We start from the raw sequence: 22,179 nt of genomic DNA on the forward strand, positions 1-22,179 counted from the left end.
CTTAAGCTGCACGATCTGGTTAGGAATCAATATGACACCTCAGAAGGCTGAAATTGACCAATTGGTGGGCAAGCTCCGGCTCGCCCCCAGTGAAGACTGTGGACCTAGCAGAATGGATCTCCTGCGTGAACGGCAGGCCGCTGCAGATCTGATCGAAGCCCTGGCAAGTGCACTGGGTACCGCTGAGTCGACCTGCGAAAAGGCGCTTGCCGGTTTTAGCCGCTGGCAGTCAGGTCACACATTCGATCCCTCAGGTCCGGAGGCGGAAATAAAGGGTCAGCTTTATGATGTGATCCGGCCGGGCGCACGCGCGGGATTCCAAAAGCTGGCGGCTCTGATGGATGGCGGTGCCGACGCTACCTCAAGTAATGGGAAAGTCCCTCATGACAACTGAACTCAGCATCCCCAGCTACTACCGATACCGCTCCATGGTTCAAGCTGTCCGTCTGGACGAGGACGGCAAAAGCGGACCCGAAGAGGTGGAGCAGCAAGTGCTGTCGGTGACTGTTCCGGCCGCTGGGCAACGCGTTTCTGGCGCCTTCTTCGGTGATCTGCCAGGAACATACCTGTTGGTCCAGGTCAGGGATTTTGAAGTCCTGCCGCAATGCGATCAGTGAGACCAGAGCTGAGCTTTGGATTTGAATTTTGACCCCACCCTCTTGGTTTGGTCTCCGAAAAAAGAGTGCGACAATCCCCGAGATAGAATTTGCATCCCAACCTCGGCACCTAGCACTGTCGATTAAGCCTGAGGGTATCGGTCGACCGAGGCTCAAGGGGCGGCTGGGATCACGATCAGAAATCAACGGTGCGGGCTTCTGGCACGCGCTAATGGCGAGGAAGATGCGCTCAACCTCAAGGCCAACGTCCACAACCCAAGGAGTGCCCGACATGTCTGCTCAAGTACATCGACTTGCCGCCCGCGGCTTTACTGAATCGAACTTACCGGCTTTGGCGGCCGATGTCCTGGCCTGGCGCAAGAACGCGGTTCTGGCTAAGGACTGTAAGCTGCACGAGCTTGCGAAACTGTGCGTGCCAATGGCATCGGAAGGCGACGAGTATCAGGAAGCTGAGCGCATGGTCATCCGCTTCGCACTGGAGAGCGCCGCGGCGAAGTAGGCCCCGGCCATGGCCATGCTTCTAACCATTTGTGGATGCACGGCCTTGTGCCCTTACCCAGTCCGAGCCGCAGGCACAGCCACTGCGCACAATCGACGCTTTGAATCCTGGTAAGTCTAATGAGCCGTAAGCTAATCACAGACGCAATATCGTGCTTCATAGACAAGCGCATATTCACCCAGGTTTTCTTGCGGACGGCTCCAAAGCTGTCTACTCAGCTTGATCGCCCATTGACAGTCGCACTCTTCGGTAGCGCCGTCTTTTGCGAGGCTGAGTTTTCCTCAACTTTGTTTATGTTCACGGTTGTGTGTCTCGGTATGTTTCTCACCTACTGGTCACCGCAGGGAGAGGCCAAACTAAACGCTATTGAAGCTGCTTACGGGCCGCGGACAAAGGCACAGGTTTGGAAAATCTGTAGTGTGCCAAGCTCGAAACTTGAGCCTATTGATGTGGCCCTTATCGCCAGGAGGGTTGGCGAGTTGAAAGGGTTTAAAGAACCATCTGAGAATTAAAGAGCGCATAGGACGCCAACGACGATGCCAGTAAACATTCCGGTACCTCGTTTGAAAGGCCATTGCAATCCGTATGGCAATGAATCGCCATGGGGAGGGCCAGTTAGGATGGGAGACGTGCGAATCGCGCTCCAAACCCAGCGCCTAGCCGCACTACCCGGTGGCGATGATCACCCGGCACGTATCGCCTATCTGGTTCTGAACCCGGCCAGTGAACCGATCCAACTCGATGTGGGCTGCCCTGGTCTCGGGTTCGGCGGTCCAAGCTGGCCTGTGCTGGATGGCAACCATAGGCTGGCCGCCGCTATCTACCGAGAGGATGAATTTATCTCTGCACAGGTGAGCGGTGATCTTGATCATGCGTTCGAGCTCTTCCAGGTTGACTGTGAGGAACCGGGCTTCAAAACTCTTTCGGATGACTCCATATCCGAATGCACTATTTGAATTGAGGGTATGAATCTCTTGAAATTTTTAAAGTATTTGGTTGTGGCTTTGATTGTGGTGATTGGTTTCGTTGTTGTGTGGTTGATGTGCAGTTATCTGCAGATCGCTATTAGTTTGACAGCTGCTCTAATGATCGTCCTTATGTCGGCTACTTTTAAGAGGCCAAAAGAGGGCGAACAATTTGACTTTGTCTCGTTCGAAGTGTCGATCGGCGTCGCAGTTGTTTTCTCCCTGATGTCCTGTGCTCTCATAATCGGTTTTGTAAGCGCTGAGACTAAAGCACATTGGTTAGCTGTAGGCATCCAGGGGATCTTCGGCGGAATCGTTGGTTTGATTGCTGGCAAGCTTTGGCAGGGGCGTCAACGCCCGTCCCATGACGTGCAAGAGCGCAGTGTTGATGCCGCCCGTGTACGAGCCCGCGGCTGATCCCCCCATCCGAGCTTGGAGAAGTACGATGAGTAACATGACCGGTATCCAACTGATCGCTGCTGAGCGCCAGCGCCAGATCGAAACTGAAGGTTGGACGGCTAAGAATGACGATGAGTTGGGTGCAGAAAGCCTGGAGCTTGCCGCGCTGAGCTATCGGAATGCAGGTGATGACAGCAGTCCGCAGCCCAAGTCCTGGCCATTTGATTCCGATTGGTGGAAACCACAGCACAGACAGCGCAACTTGGTGCGCGCTGGCGCTCTCTACCAGGCTGCGGCGGACACGGCAGAGCGCTCGAAAGATTACGCTCTTCGCGACCGCTTGCTTTACCAGGTGGCGAGCTGCTCCATTCTTCTGGACAGCATCCTCCCAGCTGACACCGCCGGCAGTGCCTCCGTCGAGCAATTGCCCTGCAGCGCCGGCACAGGCAAAAAGATCATGGTCGACGAATCGAGCCGAGCCCCGCAGTTGAGCGCCAAAACGATTCAAGACGTGCAAGAGACCATCATCAAGAACTGATCGTCCACCAGGTCGACGGTACCGAAAGTGAACGAAGGGTAGGGCTGATCATGGATAAAGGAACTCCGATTCTCTGCCGGTGCCCAGCGTGCGGTGGGCGTGATATCAACCTGAACGAGTTTTTCATCGTCAGCGATGTTTACGAGCTTCGCGATGGTCTTCTGGTTGATCGTGTCGCAGGCGTCAACCCTCAGGCAACCGGGGACGTCGATGGCGAGTGCACAAAGTGCGGCCACCGCTGGCGCCTTCGCAAGAACCCCATTCAGGCGGCATACGCGGCCGCCAATTTCTCATAGGGCTAGCAGCCTTTGCGGGCTGACCTTGGCATGAAGCGCTATTGAGCACCGATCCCAACGAACCGAACGAGTACACTACATGGCTATGATGCTGCCCTGGAGCGACCATGAGCAACCAGATGGGACAATCGAGGTGCGCTGCGGCGGCATCGCTACGTTCACCCTCTCCAGGGCAGATGGGGTGGGGCTGTGGGAACTGCGTCGCTTTGGAGAATCTGAGGTCATCGAGACTGACCAGTACCGGCACGATCTCTTCGCCGGCATCCAATCAGGCCGGATCAAATGATAGTGCTGGGAGGTGTAAACATGCGTCACCAGGGTAGTCAAACCTTCAAAGATTGGCTGGTACAAGGCGGGCCGGTTACTTCCATTCCAGGGTACGACCTTTTCGCTCTCATTTTTGGAATCGTGACAATGGGCATGGCGTATCGCTTCATATGGGGCTCGGACACCTTCAGCTCTACCGAAACAGCTGTTGCGATTGTCGGCGCAAGTATTGCGGCGTTCTGCTCCTTCAAGTCGCACACAGCTGTCAGGTGATTGCGCGATGTCGACACAGGAAATGAATGGCAGTCCAACCACAAAGGTTCCCCCTGCGTTCGCTTCACCAGAGGAGCGTTACCTGTGGGTTCATACCGAATATGCGAAGGGTCGGACACTCAGTGAGCTTGCCCAGGCGCTCGGTGTAAGTCCGAGTCGGGCGGGCCAGATGAACCGCAAGGGGGAGTGCTTGGCCAACCCGGTGACCTACTGGCACACCGGGCTGAGCAGTCAGACTGCTAACCGTTTGGTGGAGGGCGGTTATGTCAGCCGGGAACAGGTATTGGAGGCAGTACGGTCCGGCGAGATCACCGATCGACCTTCGGTCAGCCAAAGGGAGCAGTTTGTGTCTGAGGGGCAGCGGTCGACAGTTCCAGGGCTTGGAAGGGTAGGCTTCCTCGAATTACAACAATGGCTGAAGTCTGAGCCGGGCAGGATTGAATGATGAGTAATGTCGGTGAAGAAGGATTCCACCCACGCGTGAAGGAAGACTTGCGCCGTGACGTTGGAGGGTATTGCTCTGCTCCCTTCTGTGGGGTCCAGACTGCTGTATTCGACCGTTCGAGGCGGAAGGATCGCCTGACCGGCGACGCGGCGCACATTTGTGGGGCAAAGCCTGGTGCAGCTAGGTACCGGGACTTGCCTGAAGGTATGGATCGGCACGGCTACGACAATGGGATCTGGTTGTGTGCGGTATGCCACAGGATGGTCGACAACAGCGCAGAGCTGTTTCCAGCTCAGATGCTCGACGAATGGAAGTATCTTGCGATCGAGGCGCACCAAGAGGGGGGTAGGACTCGGAGGTTTGCGCTTAACGTCGGGAGCGACCTGTCCCGCGATCATCATAATGCTGTGCAATTCCTGAACGAGACCTGGCCAATCTTTGAGGGGTATAGGAAAGCACTGTTCTACGTCCGAGCGGATTCCCGATATGGGGCGCGCGTATGTCTGGATAACGAAGTTACCTTCAAGATCCGTAGCCGTGCCGGTCTCTATGCGGCTAGAAGGTGGAATGCTCACCATCCTCACTGGGTATTCACCCCTGATCTTCATCAGTGGCAGGACGAAATTGTGCGCTTGGCAGCCGTCCTCTCAGACCTGCCCGGCATACGCCTCAGGGATGACAACGTGGTCGACCTGTACCATACGCGGGATGATGGGGGGGAGTTAGTATTCCCTGATCCAACAGCCGCCGCGCTCCACGTGTTCACCCAAATGATTGAGAGGTTCGACGCATACCTGCGGGATTATAAAGGGCCTCAACAGTCCATTGGCTTCACTTCGAGATTCCCGTACTGACCTCGCTTTACCTTTGTGGCCCTATCACACACCGCAAACAAATTACCCTGCATGGAGACTCGATGCCAAACAGAATACAGGCGCTATCTGGGAAAATGTTGGCGGATCGTTGAGACCTCCCTCCCGGTCTTGGTGAACAAATCCTCCTCGAGGTCGCTGCGCATGTCTCGATGGTAGAAAGCACAACCTGGTTCTGATGGCTGGCCAGGTTGTTATTGAGTCCCTTTCTCCTGCAGGTCGGGGGCGTGTCGTACGGATCGAGCCCTGTCTTTCAGTCCAGTAGATGGCAGCTGGAATACACGACCTGATGGGCGACAAGCCTCTGGCTGTGGACCGCAACCTGAACATGGTTCGCTATTTCGCAGGCTACCGCAGTCGACTCACCGTGTTTCCCGTTGGATTGATCGACGGTGGTTTGGAAGTCTCAGTGAGGGTTCTTGAGTTCTTTTGAGCCAGGTTAGCCACTTCTATGGCTACCTTGAGCGAGTCTGGAAGGCCGCTGCCCGGTGGTGCTTTCGGCGGAAGACCTTGAACTAGTTGTTTTCCAACTCGGTGATATCTTCGATGTGTTCGTTCCCATCCGCTACCAAGCGACTCTCCAGCCGATCCCGGCTCACGCAGCCCAGCTCTTCGGGGCTGAAGACTACTACAGCAAATCCTCTGTCTCGCAGCTCAGCGATGGCCTGCTTCTGAGTGGCTGACATCAGCGAGGACTGATCAGCATCAGTGACTTCTGTTTGGGTGTTGAGCAGGTTTGCAGTGGCGCTAGTGGTCATGACTCTGTACCTGGTTGTGATTTCGATGACGTCAATCATCACCCCAGGCCGGCTGTGCCAAAACCCCACACGGCCCGATAAAGCCGTGGCGAATCTTTGCAAGCCGGGCGGGCCGTAGTTCAGCTGTTCAGACAATTTGCCCAGTGAATATGTCGGTTCATGCCCTAGGAACAATTCTCTATTGGTTCGCGCGCGCCGCTTTTACGAAGGCAGCGTAATGGGTTTCGAGGAATAGAACCCGAGGCTTGGGACTGAACGTGAACAGGGTCTTGCCGTGATACGCCCTGTACTCAGCGTCCTGGATGGCGCTGGCCACCTCAACAGTGAATGTCCCCGGATTGATGGTGACCAGGTGTGCATCGAATAGGCGGTGCAGGTCCACACGCAGCAGAAGCCCATTGCTTGCATCATCGGTCTGATCGCCGCGGTAGGGGATAATGTGCGCAGCCTCGAGGAGGGTGTCGACTTTGCAGCCGGTGATGCAGCATGCCCCGCCATACCGCTGCAGGAGAGATGCCCGGAAGTTTCCTTGTCGGGGCCGTACGACCGTTGCCTGAGAGCGAACCTGACGCTGATCTGCACGTAAGTATTCAAGCTCCACTGCCGGCGCTGGAGCTGCCTGGGATAGCTCGAGCGGGAGGGTGTCCAATAGATCCTGGACCAGGTCATGGTCCATCATGGAGTGGAAGGTGGGCTTCATAGGGTCAGCAGAGTTCAGGGAGCGCAAGATGGCCAGGGTCTCGGCGGCTGCCTCCAGCGACGCGAAGCTTTCTGGCCGGTTGGCCCAGGCTGCCCTTAGCGGCTCTGCTGTAAGAGTGCGAACGTCAGCCAGGGTGAGGCCCGCTGGCTGATCCTGAGTATCCCCGTCGCCAGGTAGAATCTCCCGCTCATTCCCCGCGCTTGGAGTTGAGCTGCTTCCCTGAACGGCCTGCTCTTCGATGCCCGGTACCGCGAACATAGCCAGCACTGCCGGGTCGACCATGTACGCGGCCGGGCCGGCATAGATTTCATCATCGCCATTCAAAACCCGGTATAGGGCATACAGCTCTGAGGCGACTTCGATCGATCCGCAACACTGGTCCCGAAATGACCAGGCCAAGAGGACGTCGTCGGTCGTGAAATCTGCCAGATCACCTACTTCAAGGGCATACAGATGCCGCGGCGCCTCGAGCAACGGCGGACCTGCGATCGGGCGCTTAACATCCACCAGGTTCTGGAGATGTGCATCCCCCAGCGGGTAGGCCAATACTGCTCTGTCCCGCTCCATGGTCCTGACTACTGGCCAAAAGTGGTTCGGACAATCCTCTGGCTCTTGGGCATAGCGAGTGAACTCGCTCAAATACTCGGCCCAGGCCCGGTACCCACGCCAACGACCAAGCTGCCCTCGAGGCGCATTCGCAAAAGGTTTGGGCTGGCGCTTAGGCCGGGCCTTTCTGTTCATGGATCGTCCATTGTCAGTATTGAAGTAAATGCGATTGGCAAGGCCTCTATCGCACATGCAAGATTAATACGTGCGATGGTTGATAGTAACCAATGCGAATGGCCCAAGCTTTGCCTGCAAGAGTTGCGAGTGCCTATAGAATTTTCCCATAACACACGGCCCTCGGGCCTGTAAGCTATTCAGGAGGCCCGCTGCCCACTCTCTCAGGATCGGCCGCGATTCGTCACCAATCCTGACAGAGAGCCCCATCACTGCACCTATTAGCCGCGCAACATTATTGGCATCTGGGAAAATGAAGGAATATCTAACCATGACATCTGCTGTTCGAAGTGAAATCGCTGCAAGAGTCGAGCAACTCCTTATCGACATCATTGCTACTGTCCGTCCGCTTCCTGCTTCTACTGCGCTCAAGTTGGATGGCGCTCTGATAGAAATCGGTAAGCTGTTACTAGATCCCGCAATGCAAGAGCAGGCCGCGCCTGTATCGCAAATGTGGCGTCTGCTGATGGGGCTCCATATTGCAGGAGCGTTGACTGAAGAAGATCTCTATGGATTTTCTGGTGACTTTCGGGATTGCTCCCTGCGGCTGTACCCAATTGATGAGGACTCCTAAGTCACACCTGATCCAGATTTTCAGGGAATGCCCGATGGTGGTACAAGACGTCATCTTGATGCATTGAAATAACAAATACTGACATGCAGGAAAGCGTGACCATGGATACGACCACCTCAATAGTCCTGTACGTCTACCGCTGCGAGGCTTGCGGGCATGCCGGCCAGTTGCACCTGGCGGAATCTGCGACCAAGGTGACGACGGCCTGTGCGTCGTGCGGTGCCGGAGTCCAGGCCGAGTGGGATGGCGGTGTTGAGATGACCACCAACGAACCCGAATAACGGAAAACGACAAGGTATGCCCAAGCCCAGCCCTTGCGCTGGGCATCGGCAGCCCTCCGAGGCTGCTTACTGACTAAGCGTTAATCGAGGATTACCAATGGGATTTTGGGACGTAGTTAAGAAAGGTATAGAAGTCGTGGACGTACTTTCGGGCGGTCCAGCAAAACGAGCGCAAGCGCAGAATGAATTTCGAAACCACTCTGTGTCTTGCCGTAAATGTGGCGGCTTGGCTGGGCCCATTGCAGGCACAAAGCGCAATTACCGTTGCGGCTGCGGTCACCAATTCTCGGGGGCTAATCACCCTTACTAGCTATGTAGATTCTGAAGGTGAGCAGCCTCGGGGGCGGAACCGGACTCTAGGGAAATCATGAACCACATCAAAAACACACTCGCCCAGCTAGACAATGGATTGCTCGTTGAACTGCTGGAAGCCGCCCAGTTTGCGCTCAACGATACACGCACTGTGAAGCGTGTAGCTCGAGCTGGGCCAGGGTGGACACGTCCGGCACTGAATCTGGCTCTACAGAGAGCTGGACGGCGACGTAAGCTAGAGCCTTAACCCGAGTTGCCGGTACACCGAGTTCGGGCTCATGCTACAGATGCTGCTGCGGAGGCTTCTAAGATGACCATGACCGAGAGTGATATACGTGCTGCCTGCATGAAGTACATGCACGACCAGATCGGCCCGCTGCGCACGCTGTGGGAAGCCGGTGAGGCCGCCCAGCGCGTGATTGGTTTCATTGATGCCTGCCAGCGCACGCACAAGCTCAGTGCTGATGTGGAGAACTGGCTGCGCAACGAGCTCAAGCATACGCACGTTAACAAGCGCGAGGATTTGTTGAGTGAATTTCACCCGATAGAATCCAAACGCCGCCACGATGAAACGCCAGAGGCCGCCGTGAACTGGTGGTGTACGTTGAGCGCGAGACGCCGTGCCGAGTGGCTGGCTTACCTGGATACTCAGACACCGCTGGATTGTTGGGATGAGTATCAAAGAGTCCAAAATGAATATGAGCAGCGGTGGAAGAAAAGTAGTGTCGGCGAAGCCAATAAGTGGCTTTACCAGAATATTCCTCGCACCCTCTGGTAAGGGGGCTGCCCTGGACAGCAAGATTCAAGGATTCGACACTCGAATCATCATGCACTGGCATTACAGGGCTGTCTGGGCAGTGGCCACCTTGAGAGAAGCCAAGCGCCAGGTAGCGCAGTTGATTCGAACTAACCCTGACCTAGATGCCAATAGTTAAGGAAATCTCGCGCGGCACCCAAGCCCCGGCCTAATAACCGGGGCCGAAGACGTAGGGAAGGATGCGATTTCCGATCCCCAGGATCGAGCAGACTTGCGGCGGCGAAATCGTGCGCTTAACTGACAAAACCGCGTGGTGCCAAGCCGAGGATGGCGCGCCACACTGATGGCCGGATGCCCAGCCTTACGAGTCGCGGGCACCGAACTACTTGAGTTGAGCAATGAGGCCCCGGCATGACGCAATTCATCGCAAGTGATCACAAATTGGCTCGCCTATGGGTCGAGGCCTGCGGCAAGAGCTTGGGCATCGAGCGCGCAGAGGCCGCTGCCATGTATGCAAACCTCTGCGGTTTCCGTACGTGGGATGCAGTTACCAGCGCGATAGGGAGTAGGAAGCCTAGTGCTCCAGACGAGCAACTTGAAGTAGCCGAGTTGATGGCTCGACGGGATAGCTACATTGATGTAATGGTTGATGTTTTTGCACTCAACCCATTGATGGCCGTCCATCTGGCCGCGAACCTCAGTCCTTCCAGCTCAAAATTACCCAGGCCCATTGCCATCGACCGGAGTACCGTACACTCTCCGTCCGAAGAAGACGATCTGAATCTCTATATGCCAGGCTTTGATGATCCCCGGGTAACAGACGCAATGCTCAAGGATTTTCTCAGTGGTGCGCCAGGCCTCGAAGGCGTCAACTTGGACAACATAACCGAACGTATGCGCATTTCTCGTCCGGTTGAGCCTTGGGTTTTCTGGGACTTCTACAGCGATCAGGGCTTCGATCTGATCGAGGATAGCTATGACGAAAATTATGAATATGGTACTCCATCGTTCTTCATGCCGTGCGGCTCTGAAATATCAGAGGCAGAAATGGTGCCGGTCTTCCTGACCAGCCTCGCTTACACGCCACTAGATCATCATGACCGGATGGCAGATGAAGTCCGTCGAGTGATGCTGGAAAGCGCAGAAGCGATCACAGGGGGGGATACACTTCTCCTCTGCTGGGGACATTTGCAGCAAAAGGAAATTGGGGGAAAGCGGTTCACCTACGCTGGCCAGATTCATCACAAGGGGACTTGGCACGATCTGCTCCTGAACAGATCGCTTGACTCGTTCGACAAGTTGTTTAACGCAGCAATTGCTCTACAGGACATTAATGAGCCGGGGCCGGAGTTTCAGGACAAAGGCTCTGAATGTACGATTCGCTTTTTTATGGTGCAGACCCAGTGCGAGTCCAGCGCAGAGTTCTTCCAGAAGTACACGGTGAACGGCATCGGTAACCCCAGCGGATGGTCAATTGGGTTGATTGGTAGCAAGTCCGAGTAGGCAGCAAGCGAATCTCATTAGGCACACCCAATTCCCGGCCTGAAAACCGGGCTTTGCGGGTAGAATGGGCCATCTCGTGTCATACCTGACTGATTGAAGCTTTGAGAATGTTTCTACCGAAGGACCGCTTGGCATCTGCGATTCACGGCCAAGTAGCTGCTGCCGAAATGAAAATACGGCATCTACGCTTCCTTCCCCGACAGGCCCTCAAACGACCTGTGCACGCTGCCGTCACCGCGTTGGCAGCGACAGGCGAGGCCGTGCTTGCTGATGGTCAGAAGGTTATTGCTCCGCAAGTAACAGACGCCATCACCAATGCAGCACTGAAAGGCCCAGTTCTCGGTGCGAACTACTTGCCTAGGAACCCCGCTTCGGATGCTCTCAATGAGCGCCCCGAAGGTGAACCTTTAAGCTATTTCGATCCGAAGGGTGACCCCAGCCAGCTTGAGAAGCTTCAGGCTCTAAGCGATGCGCTGGCAATGAAAGCCGGCCTGTCGAAGTAGCAAGGAAACAGGTATGAATTACAGCCTTCGTCCAGGCGAGCCAACGCCGCCAATATTTAGCCCCAAGGAGCAGCTGCTGTGCCACATGCTTGACGGTAGATTTTTTCCGTTGACTTTGACCGCGGGGGATCATTGGTTGCACTTTGACGGGTACTCCTGGACGGTCAATGCAGATGAGCCCGCGACGGAGGAAGATGTGGCGGCCCTGTTGCGCCAGGCTGGAGGTATCACTACGTGGTGGGGCGCATAGATAACGTACCCGTAACACACTTAAGCCCCGGCAAGCGGGCTACTAGAATCTCAAGTGCCGCCCACAATGGCCTATCACGATCTTCCTATCACCACTGAACCATTCGAAGTGAATGCGCAGCGTGGTCGCCAGTGAATCCTTGCCGCCAATCTTCAGATGCTTGTCCATGAATACGGGCTCGCCTCTGTAGAGGAATGTGCGCTCAGCTCGTCCGCGGCTCGATAAACCCGATTCGTTCGCACTGTATGCCTGTGCACCGAAACAGTCCTTTGCCGTCTGATCTGGCCCCCCGCCGGCCAGCACCTCCCAATAGTTGGTCACAAGGACCAGCAGGAGATCACCAGCTTTGCGGCAGAATTTGAAGCGAGCATCGTCAGACTCCTGCGCGGACTTGAATGCCGAATCCAGCACGTCGACGCGCTCAGGGAATAGACCTTGGACAAATTCAAGGCTTTGTACCAGCGACGAGGTGTTGCCGAGTTGTGCCAGGACTGCCGTCCGAAGACGTACTAGATCTACATCAACGCTCGCCTCGTGTGTCGAGTGGCCATACCCAGCCATGAGTGAAAGCAGCCGGCCGTTCTCTGTAGTGAGAGAGTTGATCTCGTCGCGGAGGGTAGAGATTTCCTGGCTTCGGCCTCTCAGTTCGTCATCGACTGAGCCTAACAGCTCCTGATAGACCTGCAGTTCAGCATCGTTATCCGGCAGATCAGCCGACGCTGATTGGATATGCTGCAGTCGCGACCGGACTATCTGCTCCGATACTTTCTCACGTGAAATGTGGCGCAGGGACAACGGTACATTCGAATGGTCTGTGATTGCCGCAAGTATTTGGTTGTTAGATCCGGAGTAGCGCGGATGCCCGGGGGAAGAGGAGCTCGGTGGGAGCAAAACCGTCCCAGTGCATGATCCAGGTTCATCAGTAGGCCGGGGTGGCCAGAAGATCCTAACTCCTCCGTTGAATGTATAACGGTCACGGCCGACAAGGTTTTCGAGTCGATAGCTACTCACCACCTGCGGTACCAGGAAAATGTCGCATAGACCTACGATCTGCGGTTGGATGGTCTCGATAGGCATCGAGTATGCGCCATCCCTATCACAACTCATGAGAACGACTGGCAATCGACGATCTGCTGCAGTCACCAACTGGAGATACGTACCGACCGTGTCAGGTGTAAGCAGGTGATAATTCGCACCAGGTGTTCCGCTGACTAGAGCCCTCTGAGCGAGCCATTCAATCAAGGTTGGACAAGAAACCTCAACTAGCTCTCGTACACACGCACTACGCTCTTCAGTCTTCAGGATCACTGTGCATTCTATTTCAGCTTGTGCTTGGTGCTGCCGTAGGCCCATTTCGACTGTCCAGCGTCGGCCGATGACCTCATTGTCACTATAGGAATAGGTTGCATTGAACAGGAAGGGATAGCTTTCACTTTTTCCCAGCACGAACGTGGATGTCGTCGTCAGGAAGCTTTGGTCTCGAAAGCGAAGCGCTCTGATGCCCTCTAACATTCGTTCACGGTCGATAGGAACATGAACCCTTTTGCCAAGCCATCTGGCGAAAGTGCCAATCAACTCATCAGCTGTATTCGTTGGCAAGAAGAACAGCTGGTTCGCGTAGACAAGCATGACCGATCCTAAATTGGCAGTGGTGTGTGTACGGCTATTGTCCGTACGACTTTCACAATAGCCGATCTACCAGGGGGCCGGAATCAGGGCCATCAAGAGCGAAGATGTACCCGTGCCAGCGGAGTTGACTGGCTCGGAGGATGTCGCTGAAACGACGAAGCCCCAGTGCGGGACTGAGGCTTCGGGTGCAGCTACATCAGAAGGGGATTACAGGTACTACTCTAGCTGCAGAGGGAGAAGCTGGCGAATTTTCATCTCGTTGCAAAAATTACCTCACTCTCAGGTTGGGCGCGGCCCGACTGACTCGGCCAGCACCTCAGCGAGTTGGTCGTATGCCTTGGCCTGCCGCCTGCAGACGAAGTATTGCACCGACGTCACCGCAGCGACCAAGCCAATTAAAACCAGGCTATAGGGGCCGGCCTCAAGGGCGAGGTTTAGCACCGTTGATAGTAAGCTCACTCCCCAAATTACGAGTTTTAAGCCACGCAGAGGGTGGCTCATGTATCGCTGCCGTGCCGCGAGGTTCAGGCTTGAGGTGATAACGTGATCGCGCTCCGCGGGGTTCATCGTTTGGGATTGCTCCCTGGCCTCCGTGAGTGCTCTAGCCCGGTCCTTGCGGAACAGGGGGTAAAACGCATTAATGGCCCACGCGTCGAATTTCCGGACAGGCTCCGAGTCCACGTACATCATCCGTTTCCCGCCAAATAAGTGATGCCGGCATGATACTCCAGGCGGCCTGGTTAGAATTGAGCAGTGCAACCAACAGAGCGCCGGCTGCACGCGGGGCGGTTTAAGCCAGCTGCTCGATCGCCTGGCTCTGGGAGTCGACCAGCTGAAGGCGCCCAGTCAGAATCGCATTCTTGATGGCATTGAACTCCCAGGCCCAATACTGGGACTCAACGGCCACGCGCAAGCCCTTGCGGTAATCTGACTTCTTGCGCTGGATGAATGCCTCTGCGGCGTCCTTCGTGAAGTGAGTGTTCACGAATTCCCAGGTTTCCTGGTAGCCGACAACTGTATGGTCAGGTAGCTCGCCAAGCAATTCCCAGCGCTCAGACTCTGCTGCCTCCAGGAATTTCTTTCCGACTACCCCCAGCATCGAACGGTCAAGCTCTTCACGCTCGGCTTGGCCAAGGCCATCCCAGTAATCCTCCGGGGAAAACCATTCCCGGTCCTCGTAAATGAGTACCAGGTCTTCGGTGAAGTCCTTGTCGATCCCGCTCACCAAACGGCGTGCCTGCACGGTGAACATGACGTCAGCAGTTAGGTGATCCTGCACGCCCTCACCGATGCAGTCATGGCAAAGCCTTTGAACAAAGTCAGCCCAGGTTTCCGGCGTCAATTCGTCACCGGTAGCGAGGCTCTTCGCGTTGGTAGGGCTAGTGTCTGTTGGCGGGGCGCTCTGGACTGGAGCCGTTGCCTTGAGTGCTGTATTCGACGGTGCTGGCGCTGGTCGTGTGGGCATGGGCACCAGCAGAGGGGCCAATATGTTGCACACATCGCCGCGCAATAATGGGTGCAGTGTTCCGGCCAGGGCGTTGTCGATCGTTTGCCACATTGCCTGTCGCTCAGGGGGAGGGAGTCGCCCATCATCGCCTTCAGCAACGTGTTTGGGAGGGCTGCTGAGAGCCAGGTGGTCGACCACTTTCGTTCCTTCAGCTGCAGGTTTGATAATGCCGAGGAGGGCTTTGTACTGATCATGGCTGATGGTGTTGCCCACCCATGAACGCCCATCTTTCCAAAGCACATTCACTTGGCACTGACCATAGCCTGGCTTCAGGCCAGCGCGAATGGCCTGCGGATCAACTCCATGGAGGTTACGCAGCAAGACTGCAGCGTCATTGATGAAGCCCAGGCTACTGTCGCCGGCATAGGCTTCCTCGAGTGCCTGGACGGTGGCCTCGAAGTCAGGAAGTAGGTTGAGATCGCTCTTGCTTCCCGGTACCAGCTCGTTGTTGCTCATTGGCCTAGGCCCCTGCGTTGATGGGTTGGGCGTCCGCAACGGCTGCGGATGCAAAGTCAGGAATCGTGATCCCGCTGGGTACTTGCCCGGCGGCGATTGTTTTCAGGCCCTGATGCAGGCAGTCGAAGCGCCGGCGCAGATCAGTCAGCTGCGCGGTCAGCTCTGCAACACTGGTAGAGGACACATCGGGAGATGGCGCTGGCGCAGGTGCGTCACCGGCGCCGCGATCAGTGTTTTCTACTTTCTGGCTCAGGCCTCCCTCGTCTAGAGTTGCCAGCTGGCGCTTGTTGAGCAATTTACGCAACTCATCGCGCTCGACAGCTGCGAGCTTGAAACGCGGCGCTGTGAGTTTCAGGCGGGTGAGGATTCGATCAGCCTTGTCCCTGGGAATGCTGATGGTGTCGGCGTCGGTCTGCTCGAGCATGCCGCGGAGCTCGTCACGCTCCGCCTTAGTAGTTTTGCAGGCGGACGCTGCCGTGTTCAGGCGCAACAGAATCCGAACAGCAAGATCCCGTGGGAGGGTGATGATGTTTGTCACTCCGGATTGGCTCATACGGCCGTTTCCTCTGCAGCTTGGGTTGCCTGTAGCGCGGCTCGCGCTGCCAGGTGGACGATGTGAGGATCATCTCCCGAGATCCAGCGTGCCAGAAGCCAAACCGTGGCCTCGCTATCAGTGTTGGAGTTGAGGTGGATTGGGTCCCGACAATAGGGCCTGGACTGGAACGTGAATCCAGACTGAGGGTTTAGCGAGGGCGGGGCGTTTGAATAGAAGCCCGCATGAGGATGCGGGCTTGGTATGAAAGCTCTCAGGTCGCGCTGATTAGCTTGCCCGAGCGCGGCTGTGGTGCCAGTACAGGTATGCCAGGCCAACCGGTGCAATGAAGATCGCCAGGAACCAGCAGGCAATCATAATCCAGACCTTGAGGAGCATCATGATCAAGCCGCTGGTCACGAGAACATTGCGACCCAGGAAAAAGCCCACAACGCTCTCGTAAACAAAGCGCGAGTAGGGGTACAGAAGGGTGCTGATGATTGCCACCAAAAACTCGACGAGATCCAAGCTGTCGGTGCGCCATTTCCCTGCGGCGTATACCAATCCGAGAATGATCCCAAACACCAGGTGGCGCATGTAGTAGAGTCTGTTGAGGCCGCCAAAGGCCATGGCAATCATTTTATTCATGAGTCTCCCGTCGTCGTAGTGTTGATGAGCCCTGGCTGGGCCGGCGCTGCAGCTAGCCAAGTTCACTTTGCCGAGATCTGGCGGGGAAATTCTAAGTTGGGAGGGAGCGCCAAACAAACCAAAACGCTATCTAGAAATCATATCGCCCCTACCGTTGCAGGGTAGAATGAGTCCGTTACGAGGTCTACCACTCGCTGTGCAGTACCGCGGGTATAATCACGACCAGTCAAACTCTGAACTAGGAACCCAAACCATGCTCACGAAAGGTAGCGGTGAGAGTCTTGATCTGTCATTCAGCGCTCGAGTCAACGGGGGGACTGTCAGATTTTCGGAGTCGCCTAACGACCCCTGGCGCAATGGCTATCGGATGCTCTCCCACTCGGAATTCAAAGCGATGGAGCCCTCTTTGGTTGGGCAACCAAGTGCCCATACTTCCAACGATTGCCCAGGCTGCGAGATGGACGCGTCCATGACGGTAGTCCGAGGCAGCCAGAATCCCGACTGAGGGTGTCGTGAAGGTGCGGGGAGTTTTAAAGCAAAAGCCCGCAGGGGATGCGGGCTCGTTGTAGAGAATCTACCAGGTGTGTCGTGTACGCTGGGCGATTACCCGCTCAGTTTTAAGCCTCACGAATCGGCGCATTAATGCGTCGGCCGCGAGCCAAATAACTGCGAATGATCCAATCTTGGCCATCAAGTCTGGGTCGTCGCTGAGCAGTGAACCGGTTACCAGCCAAAGCAGGGACATCGCAGTGATCAGCCATACAGGGAGATCCCACCACCTTTGTGGCTTCTCAGGTGCAGCCGAGTGGGCTTCAGGCGCGGCAACGCCCTCGACACCCTCCGCCGGGCTTTCGTTTACCTGGTAGGTAGCCATAACGGGCAGGCTATCGAACATCCTAATTGCAAATCCAGGGGGCGCTGATCTGAGAATCGCATTGATCTGCGACTCTCTAATACGGAGGCCGGACAGCTCGGGAAAACCCTGTGCTTTTTCCCTCCGGAATTTTCTAACGATTGAGGTAATGGTTGTTACTGCACTCAGAGCCGCGACAAGCAGCGCCACCAAGGTAACTGCTACGCCGGCGGTGAGGCCCGAGGCCCACTGGGACTGGATGTAGTCATAGCCCCACACGCAACCGTAGCTCAATCCGATAAAGACCAGGATGTCGATTGCTTCGTGACTGACCTTGTAGATGATGGTGCACGCTGTGTCGAATTTGCTGCCGGTCCGAACCTTCAGCATCCGGGGGAGGGCCAGTAACAGGTTGCCCCAGACTGAGACCTCGTCGCGTCGGGTGCGGTCATTTTCAGTCGAGACCTTCGTTACGCGAGGAAGGTCATCAAGAACCTTCTGAACGGAGTCTGGCGGGCAAGCCTGCTGTAGCTGCCGCACTTGTGCTTCGGTAATGAGGTATTCCATTGTCCCTGGCATGACCTTCTGGGTGGAGTTGAGGCAGCCAGTATCACGAATGGCCGCTTCAACCGCAAAGTCAAAATGCAACCACGTTTTTCGCATGGATCAACCAGCTGGAGCGGGCTCGCGAGTCATGAACCACATAAGCCCGAATCCAGGCTGAGGAGGGTAGGTGTGGGGCGGGTGCAGCAAAAGCCCGCAGGGGATGCGGGCTTGGCGCAGCAGGTCTACCAGGTGGCCCCAGTTCGCTGGGCAATGATTCGCTTAGTTCTACACCGCAAAACCCGACGCAGAAGTGCGTTAAACAAAAGCCCAATAACTGCGCATGACCCTATCACAGCCATCGTATCTGGATTTTCGCTGAGCAGCGAACCGATCGCCAGCCACAAGACCGACAGGGTGATGAGCACCCAAACTGGGCGCCTCCACCACTTCTGAGGCTTCTCAGAAGCGACCGCCTCCGGTTCGATCGCCGACTTCTCCGTCTCGAACCCCTCAGGCGGGATCTCATTTTTCTCGAAGTAGGCCATGACGGGGAGGCCATTGAGCATCGCTATGGCATAGCCTGGCGGTGATGATCTGAGAATGTCTTGGACCTGCAACTCAGTAATCAGTAGGCCTGACAGTGGGGTGAAGCCGTCTGCCGCCTCCTTTCTGTAGAGCCTAACGATTGTCACAATGCTTGCGGCTGCACCTATAGCCGCTACCGTGAGCGCCACTATGGTTCCAGCCATGGCGGTTGAGAGCCCCAAGCTCCGCTGGGCCTGGATGTAGTCATAGCCCCACACGCAGCCGTTGACCAAGCCGAAGAACACCAGAATATCGGCTACTTCATGACCGATCTTGTAGATTCTGGAGCACGCTCTCTCGAACATGCCCCCCTGGCGAACCTTCAGCAACCTGGGGAGGGTCAGCCACACGGTGCTCCAGACTGAAACCTCGTCGCGACGGTTGGAATCATTATCCAACGAGGCATTTTGTACATGGGGAAGGGCACCAAGCATTTCTTGAACGGCCATTGGCGGGCAACCTCGCTGCAGCTGCCTGACTTGTGCGTCGGTGATTAGGTAGTCCATTTTCCCTTGCATGACCCCGCTGGGTGGTTTTGATGTCGACCAGTATCAGGGGTGACTGGGTCTAGCACAAAGCCAAAGTACAACCTCGTTTTTAGGGAGCTCATGGCAGCTAGGCGCATTCTGGTTTGTGACGACTCGCAGCATTCTGTGGTGGCTGAGGGTGTGGCGTGGGACGGGAAGGGGCGGTGAAGGGCGGGGTAAATAGCCCGCAGGGGATACGGGCTCGGGTGAGGCGTCTACCAGGTCAAACTAGTCCGCTGGGCTATCAAGCGCTCGCTGCCTCGCGCCCAGGCCAGGCAGATCAAGGCGTTTGCTACGCTGGCAAGAACTGCGTATCCGCCGATGGTGGCCATCGTATCTGGATCCTCGCTGAGGAGAGAACCGAACGCCAGCCAAAGTGGTGACGCCAGAATGATCATCGCTACAGCAAACTCCCACCACTTCGGCGTTTTCTCAGGGGCCGCCGATCCAGATTCGATCATCGAAGCCGCCACCTCTGTTTCCTCAGGCCGGGTTTTGCCTTTCTCGAAGTAAGCAATCACTGGGAGGCTATCGAGCATCTTGATCACATAGCCAGGGGGGGATGACTCGAGAAGCCCCTGGATCTGCAACTCAGTAATAAGGTGACCGGAAAGCGGTGTGTAAAACTCATCCTCACCTAGCTTGTCCTTCTCGGCGAGAGCAATGATGAGGGAGATAACACTTGTCGCTACACGGACAGCCACAACAGTGAGCGCCACCAAGGTAGCTACCATGCCGGCCGTTACACCCGAGCCCCACTGGGACTGAATGTAGTCGTAGCCCCACATACAGCCGTAGACCATGCCAATAAAGTAAACAAACTCACCGATTTCGCTACCGATCGAGTAGATGCCGGAGCATACCTTTGAGAACCAGCTCCCCGTGTGAACCTTCAATAACTTGGGGAGGGTAAGCGCCAGAGTGCTCCAGACTGATACCTCGTCTCGGCGTGTGCGATCGGTATCCACCGAGACCCTCTCTACAGAGGGTAAGGTACCCAGTATTTCTTGTACTGCCGCTGGAGGGCAGCCCTGCTCCAGCTGCCGCACTTGCGGACCAGTAATGAGGTATTCCATTGTCCCTTGCATGACCTTTAGGGTGGTTCTGATGCCGACCAGTATCGCGGATGGTCGCGGAGGCCTCAAACCAAAATAGACCCTCGGTTTTTACCTGGCTCTAGCGCCGCGGGCGCGGACCGGCAGTAGAGCACTGGCTGGCGCTGGCCTAGAAACTCGCATCCGCGTCCAGGATCTCGAGGAGATCCAGCAAGGAATCCCAAGTCGAGTCCTCCTGGAGCGGCACACTCTGGCCAACCAGGTTGAGCGAGTTGGGCTCCACCCTGTCACCGAACAGGACAATGACCTGCGCTGTATCGTCATGTCGTGAGACCCACGCCAGGCCCTGGGCATCCGGGGCGAGCGCATGGATGGCCTCTGCCCATTTCTGGGTATAGCCGTACCGGCTGCCATCAGTGTCGATTAGGTCGCGGCGCATCAGCCCCAGCGCGGTTAGCGATTTGGAGGTTAGGTCAACGAGCTTCAGTGGTTTCTCGACCTTCACCTGAGAGTGCTGATGTCCGTCGAACCTGGACATGTCGATGTGCCGCGGTGCCGGCAGAAAGGCGAGATCGCGGAAGATGGTTTCCATGGCTGCGCAGTGCAACGTCTCGGCACCGTAGATGGTGGGAATGATCTCCCCAGCGAGGTTTCGAATGGGGCTGAATCTTCCGTTCCCATTAGCGGTGTCGTTGAAGGCTGTTGCGTGGTAGGCGCCTGGGTGCAGGCGGTGAAAGATGCGGCCTGGCTCAATCGTGGTGAAACGCAGGCGCAGCCCCTCACCCGGAGCTGGCACGGGCCTTGGTTCCTTTTCAGCCATGCTGGGGCCCGTAAACCTCATCCTTGGCGGCCTTGAGCACAGCTGCAGGATCCTCTGCAAGGACCTCTTTGGGCAAACGGCCTGAGAGATATGAGTTTGAAGAGCCAAACCAGAACGCCATACCCCAGCCATCCTTGCTGTCGGCGAGCACGGAAATGACGGGAGCAAGTGAGCTGCGTGGGCGGTAGCCGGTTTGCGGATCAAGCCCGTAGACAGGGAAGTAATCCGTACCCTCATGGCGTAGGGCAAAGATCTTCCCGGCGCGCTTCCACTTGCTCGGCTGGGAACTGGCGTTGACCGTGCTGAGCTGTGCAACCTCGGCAACGTCCTGGGCCGTTAACCAGTCACCGCTATTGAGGATGCGTGTCTTCGCCCTGGCCAGCATCTTCGCTTCGCGCAGCAACGTGGGGCGAGCAGGCTTCTCAGGTACAAGCAGCTGGACCAGGCCTTCAATCTTGTCTGCAGGCATGGTCTTCAGCTGTACCTCGAACGCCTGAATCATCAGTGCAACACCTTCGAAACATGCGTCAACTTGCTTGGATGTCAGCCCGTTGAGCTTAATAATCCGTTTCGGGTGGTGTTCGTTGTGAATGGATTCAACAACGATCTGTATGCGAGCGGGGTGAGACTCGTGTTCGTTTTCGATTCTGGTTTCTTCTACTGGCTGGGCCATCGAAGCCACCTCCAGAGTTATTCAGGTTAGATTGAATCAATTAAATCCAATCTAACCCCTGTAACCCTCGCACGCAACAGCCGTTGGGCGCTGTATCTAACCCTAGAACTTAGCTGCGGTTCGTGCCCTGATAGGCCTCGAGCATGGCTTGGAACGTTGCGCACAGAGCCTTGGCTGCTTCTTCATCGCTGCAGACCTGAATCTGCATAGGCGAAGCGGGGGCGTCGAAGACATGCCCAACCACCCGCCAGAAGACGCCACCATAGCTGCCCAGCGGTTCGAAACGGCAGGTGTGATCGTGTGGTACGTAGGCCTTGGCCGCTTCATACAGCGCACCACCAGCGGGGTCAACGGCCGAGTACTCGATACCTTCGACTCGGGTCCGAACCAAGGCCATCTCGACTGCAGGGTCATGCTGGTAGTCCGGGCGGGTGATGTTGGCCAAGATTTCAGGGTTTTGGCGCGGATCCACCGGGAGGAAGAACTCACGGTTCGGCGAGGAGGCCGGCGCATACTGCTCACAGTTCTTGGCAAAGATGCGGATGCAACGCTCGACTGCGAAGTGAGTGAAGCTTGGGGAGAGTGGTGCGCTCATGGGGATGCCCTCAGGTGTGATTTGATGAGGGTATGGTCAGGGGCAATGGAGTGTGCCAGAAGCCCCTGATCAGGACGATAACAACCGGGAGCTGCTTGCCCTGAATGGCCGCTTTACTCCTCAGTTCCTCAGATAGGCGTCGACATTGCCTGGCAAATCTCGGG

28 protein-coding genes are annotated in these 22,179 nt (G+C 56.3%); 16 read left to right on the forward strand and 12 right to left on the reverse strand.

Going from position 1 to position 22,179, the window contains the following annotated elements; all coding sequences use genetic code 11:
- The first annotated feature begins 112 nt into the window (after positions 1–112).
- The 11 genes from KY379_RS09465 to KY379_RS09515 all read left to right on the forward strand — a co-directional run bounded on the left by KY379_RS09465 (position 113) and on the right by KY379_RS09515 (position 5,604).
- Positions 113–394, forward strand: coding sequence for a hypothetical protein (locus KY379_RS09465; protein WP_261261831.1), 282 nt, complete (start codon positions 113–115; stop codon positions 392–394).
- Positions 384–617 carry a hypothetical protein gene (locus tag KY379_RS09470; protein ID WP_084850992.1) on the forward strand — a complete coding sequence of 78 codons (234 nt, stop codon included), beginning with the start codon at positions 384–386 and terminating at the stop codon, positions 615–617. The genes KY379_RS09465 and KY379_RS09470 overlap by 11 nt, the downstream gene beginning before the upstream one ends.
- A gap of 271 nt (positions 618–888) precedes the next feature.
- Entirely contained in the window at positions 889–1,116 is a 228-nt protein-coding gene (locus KY379_RS09475) for a hypothetical protein (protein WP_084850991.1), read from the forward strand.
- 629 nt (positions 1,117–1,745) lie between these two features.
- The gene (locus KY379_RS09480) at positions 1,746–2,072 is read left to right on the forward strand and encodes a hypothetical protein (protein ID WP_178082064.1); all 327 of its coding nucleotides are present in this window, start codon (positions 1,746–1,748) and stop codon (positions 2,070–2,072) included.
- 9 nt (positions 2,073–2,081) lie between these two features.
- On the forward strand, positions 2,082–2,498 hold the full coding sequence (locus KY379_RS09485) for a hypothetical protein (protein ID WP_084850988.1): 417 nt from the start codon (positions 2,082–2,084) through the stop codon (positions 2,496–2,498).
- 28 nt (positions 2,499–2,526) lie between these two features.
- Positions 2,527–3,018 carry a hypothetical protein gene (locus tag KY379_RS09490; protein WP_176705115.1) on the forward strand — a complete coding sequence of 164 codons (492 nt, stop codon included), beginning with the start codon at positions 2,527–2,529 and terminating at the stop codon, positions 3,016–3,018.
- Between the two features lie 375 nt (positions 3,019–3,393).
- A complete protein-coding gene (locus tag KY379_RS09495; RefSeq protein ID WP_084850985.1) occupies positions 3,394–3,600 on the forward strand; it encodes a hypothetical protein in 207 nt (68 codons plus the stop codon).
- 20 nt (positions 3,601–3,620) lie between these two features.
- Positions 3,621–3,854: a hypothetical protein gene (locus tag KY379_RS09500; RefSeq protein WP_176705117.1), complete on the forward strand. Its 234-nt coding sequence runs from the start codon at positions 3,621–3,623 to the stop codon at positions 3,852–3,854.
- A 7-nt stretch (positions 3,855–3,861) separates the two neighbouring features.
- The gene (locus KY379_RS09505; protein ID WP_084850981.1) at positions 3,862–4,299 is read left to right on the forward strand and encodes a hypothetical protein; all 438 of its coding nucleotides are present in this window, start codon (positions 3,862–3,864) and stop codon (positions 4,297–4,299) included.
- Positions 4,299–5,153 (forward strand): hypothetical protein, encoded by an 855-nt coding sequence (locus KY379_RS09510; RefSeq protein ID WP_172402843.1) that lies wholly within the window; start codon positions 4,299–4,301, stop codon positions 5,151–5,153. The genes KY379_RS09505 and KY379_RS09510 overlap by 1 nt, the downstream gene beginning before the upstream one ends.
- Positions 5,154–5,460: 307 nt before the next feature.
- Positions 5,461–5,604: a hypothetical protein gene (locus KY379_RS09515; protein WP_158242108.1), complete on the forward strand. Its 144-nt coding sequence runs from the start codon at positions 5,461–5,463 to the stop codon at positions 5,602–5,604.
- A gap of 82 nt (positions 5,605–5,686) precedes the next feature.
- Here the strand turns inward: KY379_RS09515 and KY379_RS09520 are convergent, their stop codons facing one another.
- Both KY379_RS09520 and KY379_RS09525 read right to left on the reverse strand, forming a co-directional pair.
- Positions 5,687–5,929 carry a hypothetical protein gene (locus tag KY379_RS09520; RefSeq protein WP_139813900.1) on the reverse strand — a complete coding sequence of 81 codons (243 nt, stop codon included), beginning with the start codon at positions 5,927–5,929 and terminating at the stop codon, positions 5,687–5,689.
- Between the two features lie 178 nt (positions 5,930–6,107).
- Complete coding sequence (locus KY379_RS09525; RefSeq protein WP_253249188.1) at positions 6,108–7,175, reverse strand: HNH endonuclease; 1,068 nt, start codon at positions 7,173–7,175, stop codon at positions 6,108–6,110.
- Between the two features lie 505 nt (positions 7,176–7,680).
- Between KY379_RS09525 and KY379_RS09530 the strand changes: the two genes are divergently transcribed.
- From KY379_RS09530 to KY379_RS09550, 5 genes are all read left to right on the forward strand, one after another.
- Positions 7,681–7,983: a hypothetical protein gene (locus KY379_RS09530; RefSeq protein ID WP_084859127.1), complete on the forward strand. Its 303-nt coding sequence runs from the start codon at positions 7,681–7,683 to the stop codon at positions 7,981–7,983.
- Between the two features lie 101 nt (positions 7,984–8,084).
- Positions 8,085–8,264: a zinc ribbon domain-containing protein gene (locus KY379_RS09535; RefSeq protein WP_084850977.1), complete on the forward strand. Its 180-nt coding sequence runs from the start codon at positions 8,085–8,087 to the stop codon at positions 8,262–8,264.
- A gap of 622 nt (positions 8,265–8,886) precedes the next feature.
- Positions 8,887–9,354 carry a hypothetical protein gene (locus tag KY379_RS09540; RefSeq protein WP_084850975.1) on the forward strand — a complete coding sequence of 156 codons (468 nt, stop codon included), beginning with the start codon at positions 8,887–8,889 and terminating at the stop codon, positions 9,352–9,354.
- Positions 9,355–9,744: 390 nt separating this feature from the next.
- Positions 9,745–10,836, forward strand: coding sequence for a hypothetical protein (locus KY379_RS09545; protein WP_084850973.1), 1,092 nt, complete (start codon positions 9,745–9,747; stop codon positions 10,834–10,836).
- 107 nt (positions 10,837–10,943) lie between these two features.
- Entirely contained in the window at positions 10,944–11,339 is a 396-nt protein-coding gene (locus KY379_RS09550; RefSeq protein ID WP_084850972.1) for a hypothetical protein, read from the forward strand.
- Between the two features lie 292 nt (positions 11,340–11,631).
- Here the strand turns inward: KY379_RS09550 and KY379_RS09555 are convergent, their stop codons facing one another.
- From KY379_RS09555 to KY379_RS09600, 10 genes are all read right to left on the reverse strand, one after another.
- Entirely contained in the window at positions 11,632–13,218 is a 1,587-nt protein-coding gene (locus tag KY379_RS09555; RefSeq protein ID WP_084850968.1) for a hypothetical protein, read from the reverse strand.
- 790 nt (positions 13,219–14,008) lie between these two features.
- Positions 14,009–15,181, reverse strand: a complete 1,173-nt coding sequence (locus KY379_RS09560; protein ID WP_249414255.1) for a hypothetical protein — start codon at positions 15,179–15,181, stop codon at positions 14,009–14,011.
- A gap of 4 nt (positions 15,182–15,185) precedes the next feature.
- Entirely contained in the window at positions 15,186–15,734 is a 549-nt protein-coding gene (locus KY379_RS09565; protein WP_084850964.1) for a hypothetical protein, read from the reverse strand.
- Positions 15,735–16,001: 267 nt separating this feature from the next.
- On the reverse strand, positions 16,002–16,361 hold the full coding sequence (locus KY379_RS09570; protein WP_084850962.1) for a hypothetical protein: 360 nt from the start codon (positions 16,359–16,361) through the stop codon (positions 16,002–16,004).
- Between the two features lie 574 nt (positions 16,362–16,935).
- On the reverse strand, positions 16,936–17,877 hold the full coding sequence (locus KY379_RS09575) for a hypothetical protein (protein WP_084850961.1): 942 nt from the start codon (positions 17,875–17,877) through the stop codon (positions 16,936–16,938).
- 125 nt (positions 17,878–18,002) lie between these two features.
- Positions 18,003–18,794: a hypothetical protein gene (locus KY379_RS09580; RefSeq protein ID WP_139813902.1), complete on the reverse strand. Its 792-nt coding sequence runs from the start codon at positions 18,792–18,794 to the stop codon at positions 18,003–18,005.
- A gap of 293 nt (positions 18,795–19,087) precedes the next feature.
- Positions 19,088–19,948 (reverse strand): hypothetical protein, encoded by an 861-nt coding sequence (locus KY379_RS09585; protein ID WP_084850958.1) that lies wholly within the window; start codon positions 19,946–19,948, stop codon positions 19,088–19,090.
- Positions 19,949–20,096: 148 nt separating this feature from the next.
- Positions 20,097–20,747 carry an RES family NAD+ phosphorylase gene (locus tag KY379_RS09590; RefSeq protein WP_084850956.1) on the reverse strand — a complete coding sequence of 217 codons (651 nt, stop codon included), beginning with the start codon at positions 20,745–20,747 and terminating at the stop codon, positions 20,097–20,099.
- Positions 20,740–21,420: a hypothetical protein gene (locus KY379_RS09595; protein ID WP_084850954.1), complete on the reverse strand. Its 681-nt coding sequence runs from the start codon at positions 21,418–21,420 to the stop codon at positions 20,740–20,742. The genes KY379_RS09590 and KY379_RS09595 overlap by 8 nt, the downstream gene beginning before the upstream one ends.
- 109 nt (positions 21,421–21,529) lie before the next feature.
- Positions 21,530–22,015 carry a hypothetical protein gene (locus KY379_RS09600; RefSeq protein WP_084850953.1) on the reverse strand — a complete coding sequence of 162 codons (486 nt, stop codon included), beginning with the start codon at positions 22,013–22,015 and terminating at the stop codon, positions 21,530–21,532.
- Between the last annotated feature and the right edge of the window lie 164 nt (positions 22,016–22,179).

Origin of the sequence: Pseudomonas sp. HD6422 (genome assembly GCF_025377065.1) — a bacterium.
Taxonomy (GTDB): domain Bacteria; phylum Pseudomonadota; class Gammaproteobacteria; order Pseudomonadales; family Pseudomonadaceae; genus Aquipseudomonas; species Aquipseudomonas putida_U.

What these genes read in the sequence shown, in the direction of transcription:
- KY379_RS09465 (WP_261261831.1), top strand. Translation starts at nt 113, where the DNA reads ATGGATCTCCTGCGTGAACGGCAGGCCGCTGCAGATCTGATCGAAGCC.
- KY379_RS09470 (WP_084850992.1), top strand. Translation starts at nt 384, where the DNA reads ATGACAACTGAACTCAGCATCCCCAGCTACTACCGATACCGCTCCATG.
- KY379_RS09475 (WP_084850991.1), top strand. Translation starts at nt 889, where the DNA reads ATGTCTGCTCAAGTACATCGACTTGCCGCCCGCGGCTTTACTGAATCG.
- KY379_RS09485 (WP_084850988.1), top strand. Translation starts at nt 2,082, where the DNA reads ATGAATCTCTTGAAATTTTTAAAGTATTTGGTTGTGGCTTTGATTGTG.
- KY379_RS09490 (WP_176705115.1), top strand. Translation starts at nt 2,527, where the DNA reads ATGAGTAACATGACCGGTATCCAACTGATCGCTGCTGAGCGCCAGCGC.
- KY379_RS09495 (WP_084850985.1), top strand. Translation starts at nt 3,394, where the DNA reads ATGGCTATGATGCTGCCCTGGAGCGACCATGAGCAACCAGATGGGACA.
- KY379_RS09500 (WP_176705117.1), top strand. Translation starts at nt 3,621, where the DNA reads ATGCGTCACCAGGGTAGTCAAACCTTCAAAGATTGGCTGGTACAAGGC.
- KY379_RS09505 (WP_084850981.1), top strand. Translation starts at nt 3,862, where the DNA reads ATGTCGACACAGGAAATGAATGGCAGTCCAACCACAAAGGTTCCCCCT.
- KY379_RS09510 (WP_172402843.1), top strand. Translation starts at nt 4,299, where the DNA reads ATGAGTAATGTCGGTGAAGAAGGATTCCACCCACGCGTGAAGGAAGAC.
- KY379_RS09515 (WP_158242108.1), top strand. Translation starts at nt 5,461, where the DNA reads ATGGGCGACAAGCCTCTGGCTGTGGACCGCAACCTGAACATGGTTCGC.
- KY379_RS09520 (WP_139813900.1), bottom strand. Translation starts at nt 5,929, where the DNA reads ATGACCACTAGCGCCACTGCAAACCTGCTCAACACCCAAACAGAAGTC.
- KY379_RS09530 (WP_084859127.1), top strand. Translation starts at nt 7,681, where the DNA reads ATGACATCTGCTGTTCGAAGTGAAATCGCTGCAAGAGTCGAGCAACTC.
- KY379_RS09535 (WP_084850977.1), top strand. Translation starts at nt 8,085, where the DNA reads ATGGATACGACCACCTCAATAGTCCTGTACGTCTACCGCTGCGAGGCT.
- KY379_RS09540 (WP_084850975.1), top strand. Translation starts at nt 8,887, where the DNA reads ATGACCATGACCGAGAGTGATATACGTGCTGCCTGCATGAAGTACATG.
- KY379_RS09545 (WP_084850973.1), top strand. Translation starts at nt 9,745, where the DNA reads ATGACGCAATTCATCGCAAGTGATCACAAATTGGCTCGCCTATGGGTC.
- KY379_RS09550 (WP_084850972.1), top strand. Translation starts at nt 10,944, where the DNA reads ATGTTTCTACCGAAGGACCGCTTGGCATCTGCGATTCACGGCCAAGTA.
- KY379_RS09555 (WP_084850968.1), bottom strand. Translation starts at nt 13,218, where the DNA reads ATGCTTGTCTACGCGAACCAGCTGTTCTTCTTGCCAACGAATACAGCT.
- KY379_RS09560 (WP_249414255.1), bottom strand. Translation starts at nt 15,181, where the DNA reads ATGAGCAACAACGAGCTGGTACCGGGAAGCAAGAGCGATCTCAACCTA.
- KY379_RS09565 (WP_084850964.1), bottom strand. Translation starts at nt 15,734, where the DNA reads ATGAGCCAATCCGGAGTGACAAACATCATCACCCTCCCACGGGATCTT.
- KY379_RS09570 (WP_084850962.1), bottom strand. Translation starts at nt 16,361, where the DNA reads ATGAATAAAATGATTGCCATGGCCTTTGGCGGCCTCAACAGACTCTAC.
- KY379_RS09575 (WP_084850961.1), bottom strand. Translation starts at nt 17,877, where the DNA reads ATGCGAAAAACGTGGTTGCATTTTGACTTTGCGGTTGAAGCGGCCATT.
- KY379_RS09580 (WP_139813902.1), bottom strand. Translation starts at nt 18,794, where the DNA reads ATGGCCGTTCAAGAAATGCTTGGTGCCCTTCCCCATGTACAAAATGCC.
- KY379_RS09585 (WP_084850958.1), bottom strand. Translation starts at nt 19,948, where the DNA reads ATGGAATACCTCATTACTGGTCCGCAAGTGCGGCAGCTGGAGCAGGGC.
- KY379_RS09590 (WP_084850956.1), bottom strand. Translation starts at nt 20,747, where the DNA reads ATGGCTGAAAAGGAACCAAGGCCCGTGCCAGCTCCGGGTGAGGGGCTG.
- KY379_RS09595 (WP_084850954.1), bottom strand. Translation starts at nt 21,420, where the DNA reads ATGGCCCAGCCAGTAGAAGAAACCAGAATCGAAAACGAACACGAGTCT.
- KY379_RS09600 (WP_084850953.1), bottom strand. Translation starts at nt 22,015, where the DNA reads ATGAGCGCACCACTCTCCCCAAGCTTCACTCACTTCGCAGTCGAGCGT.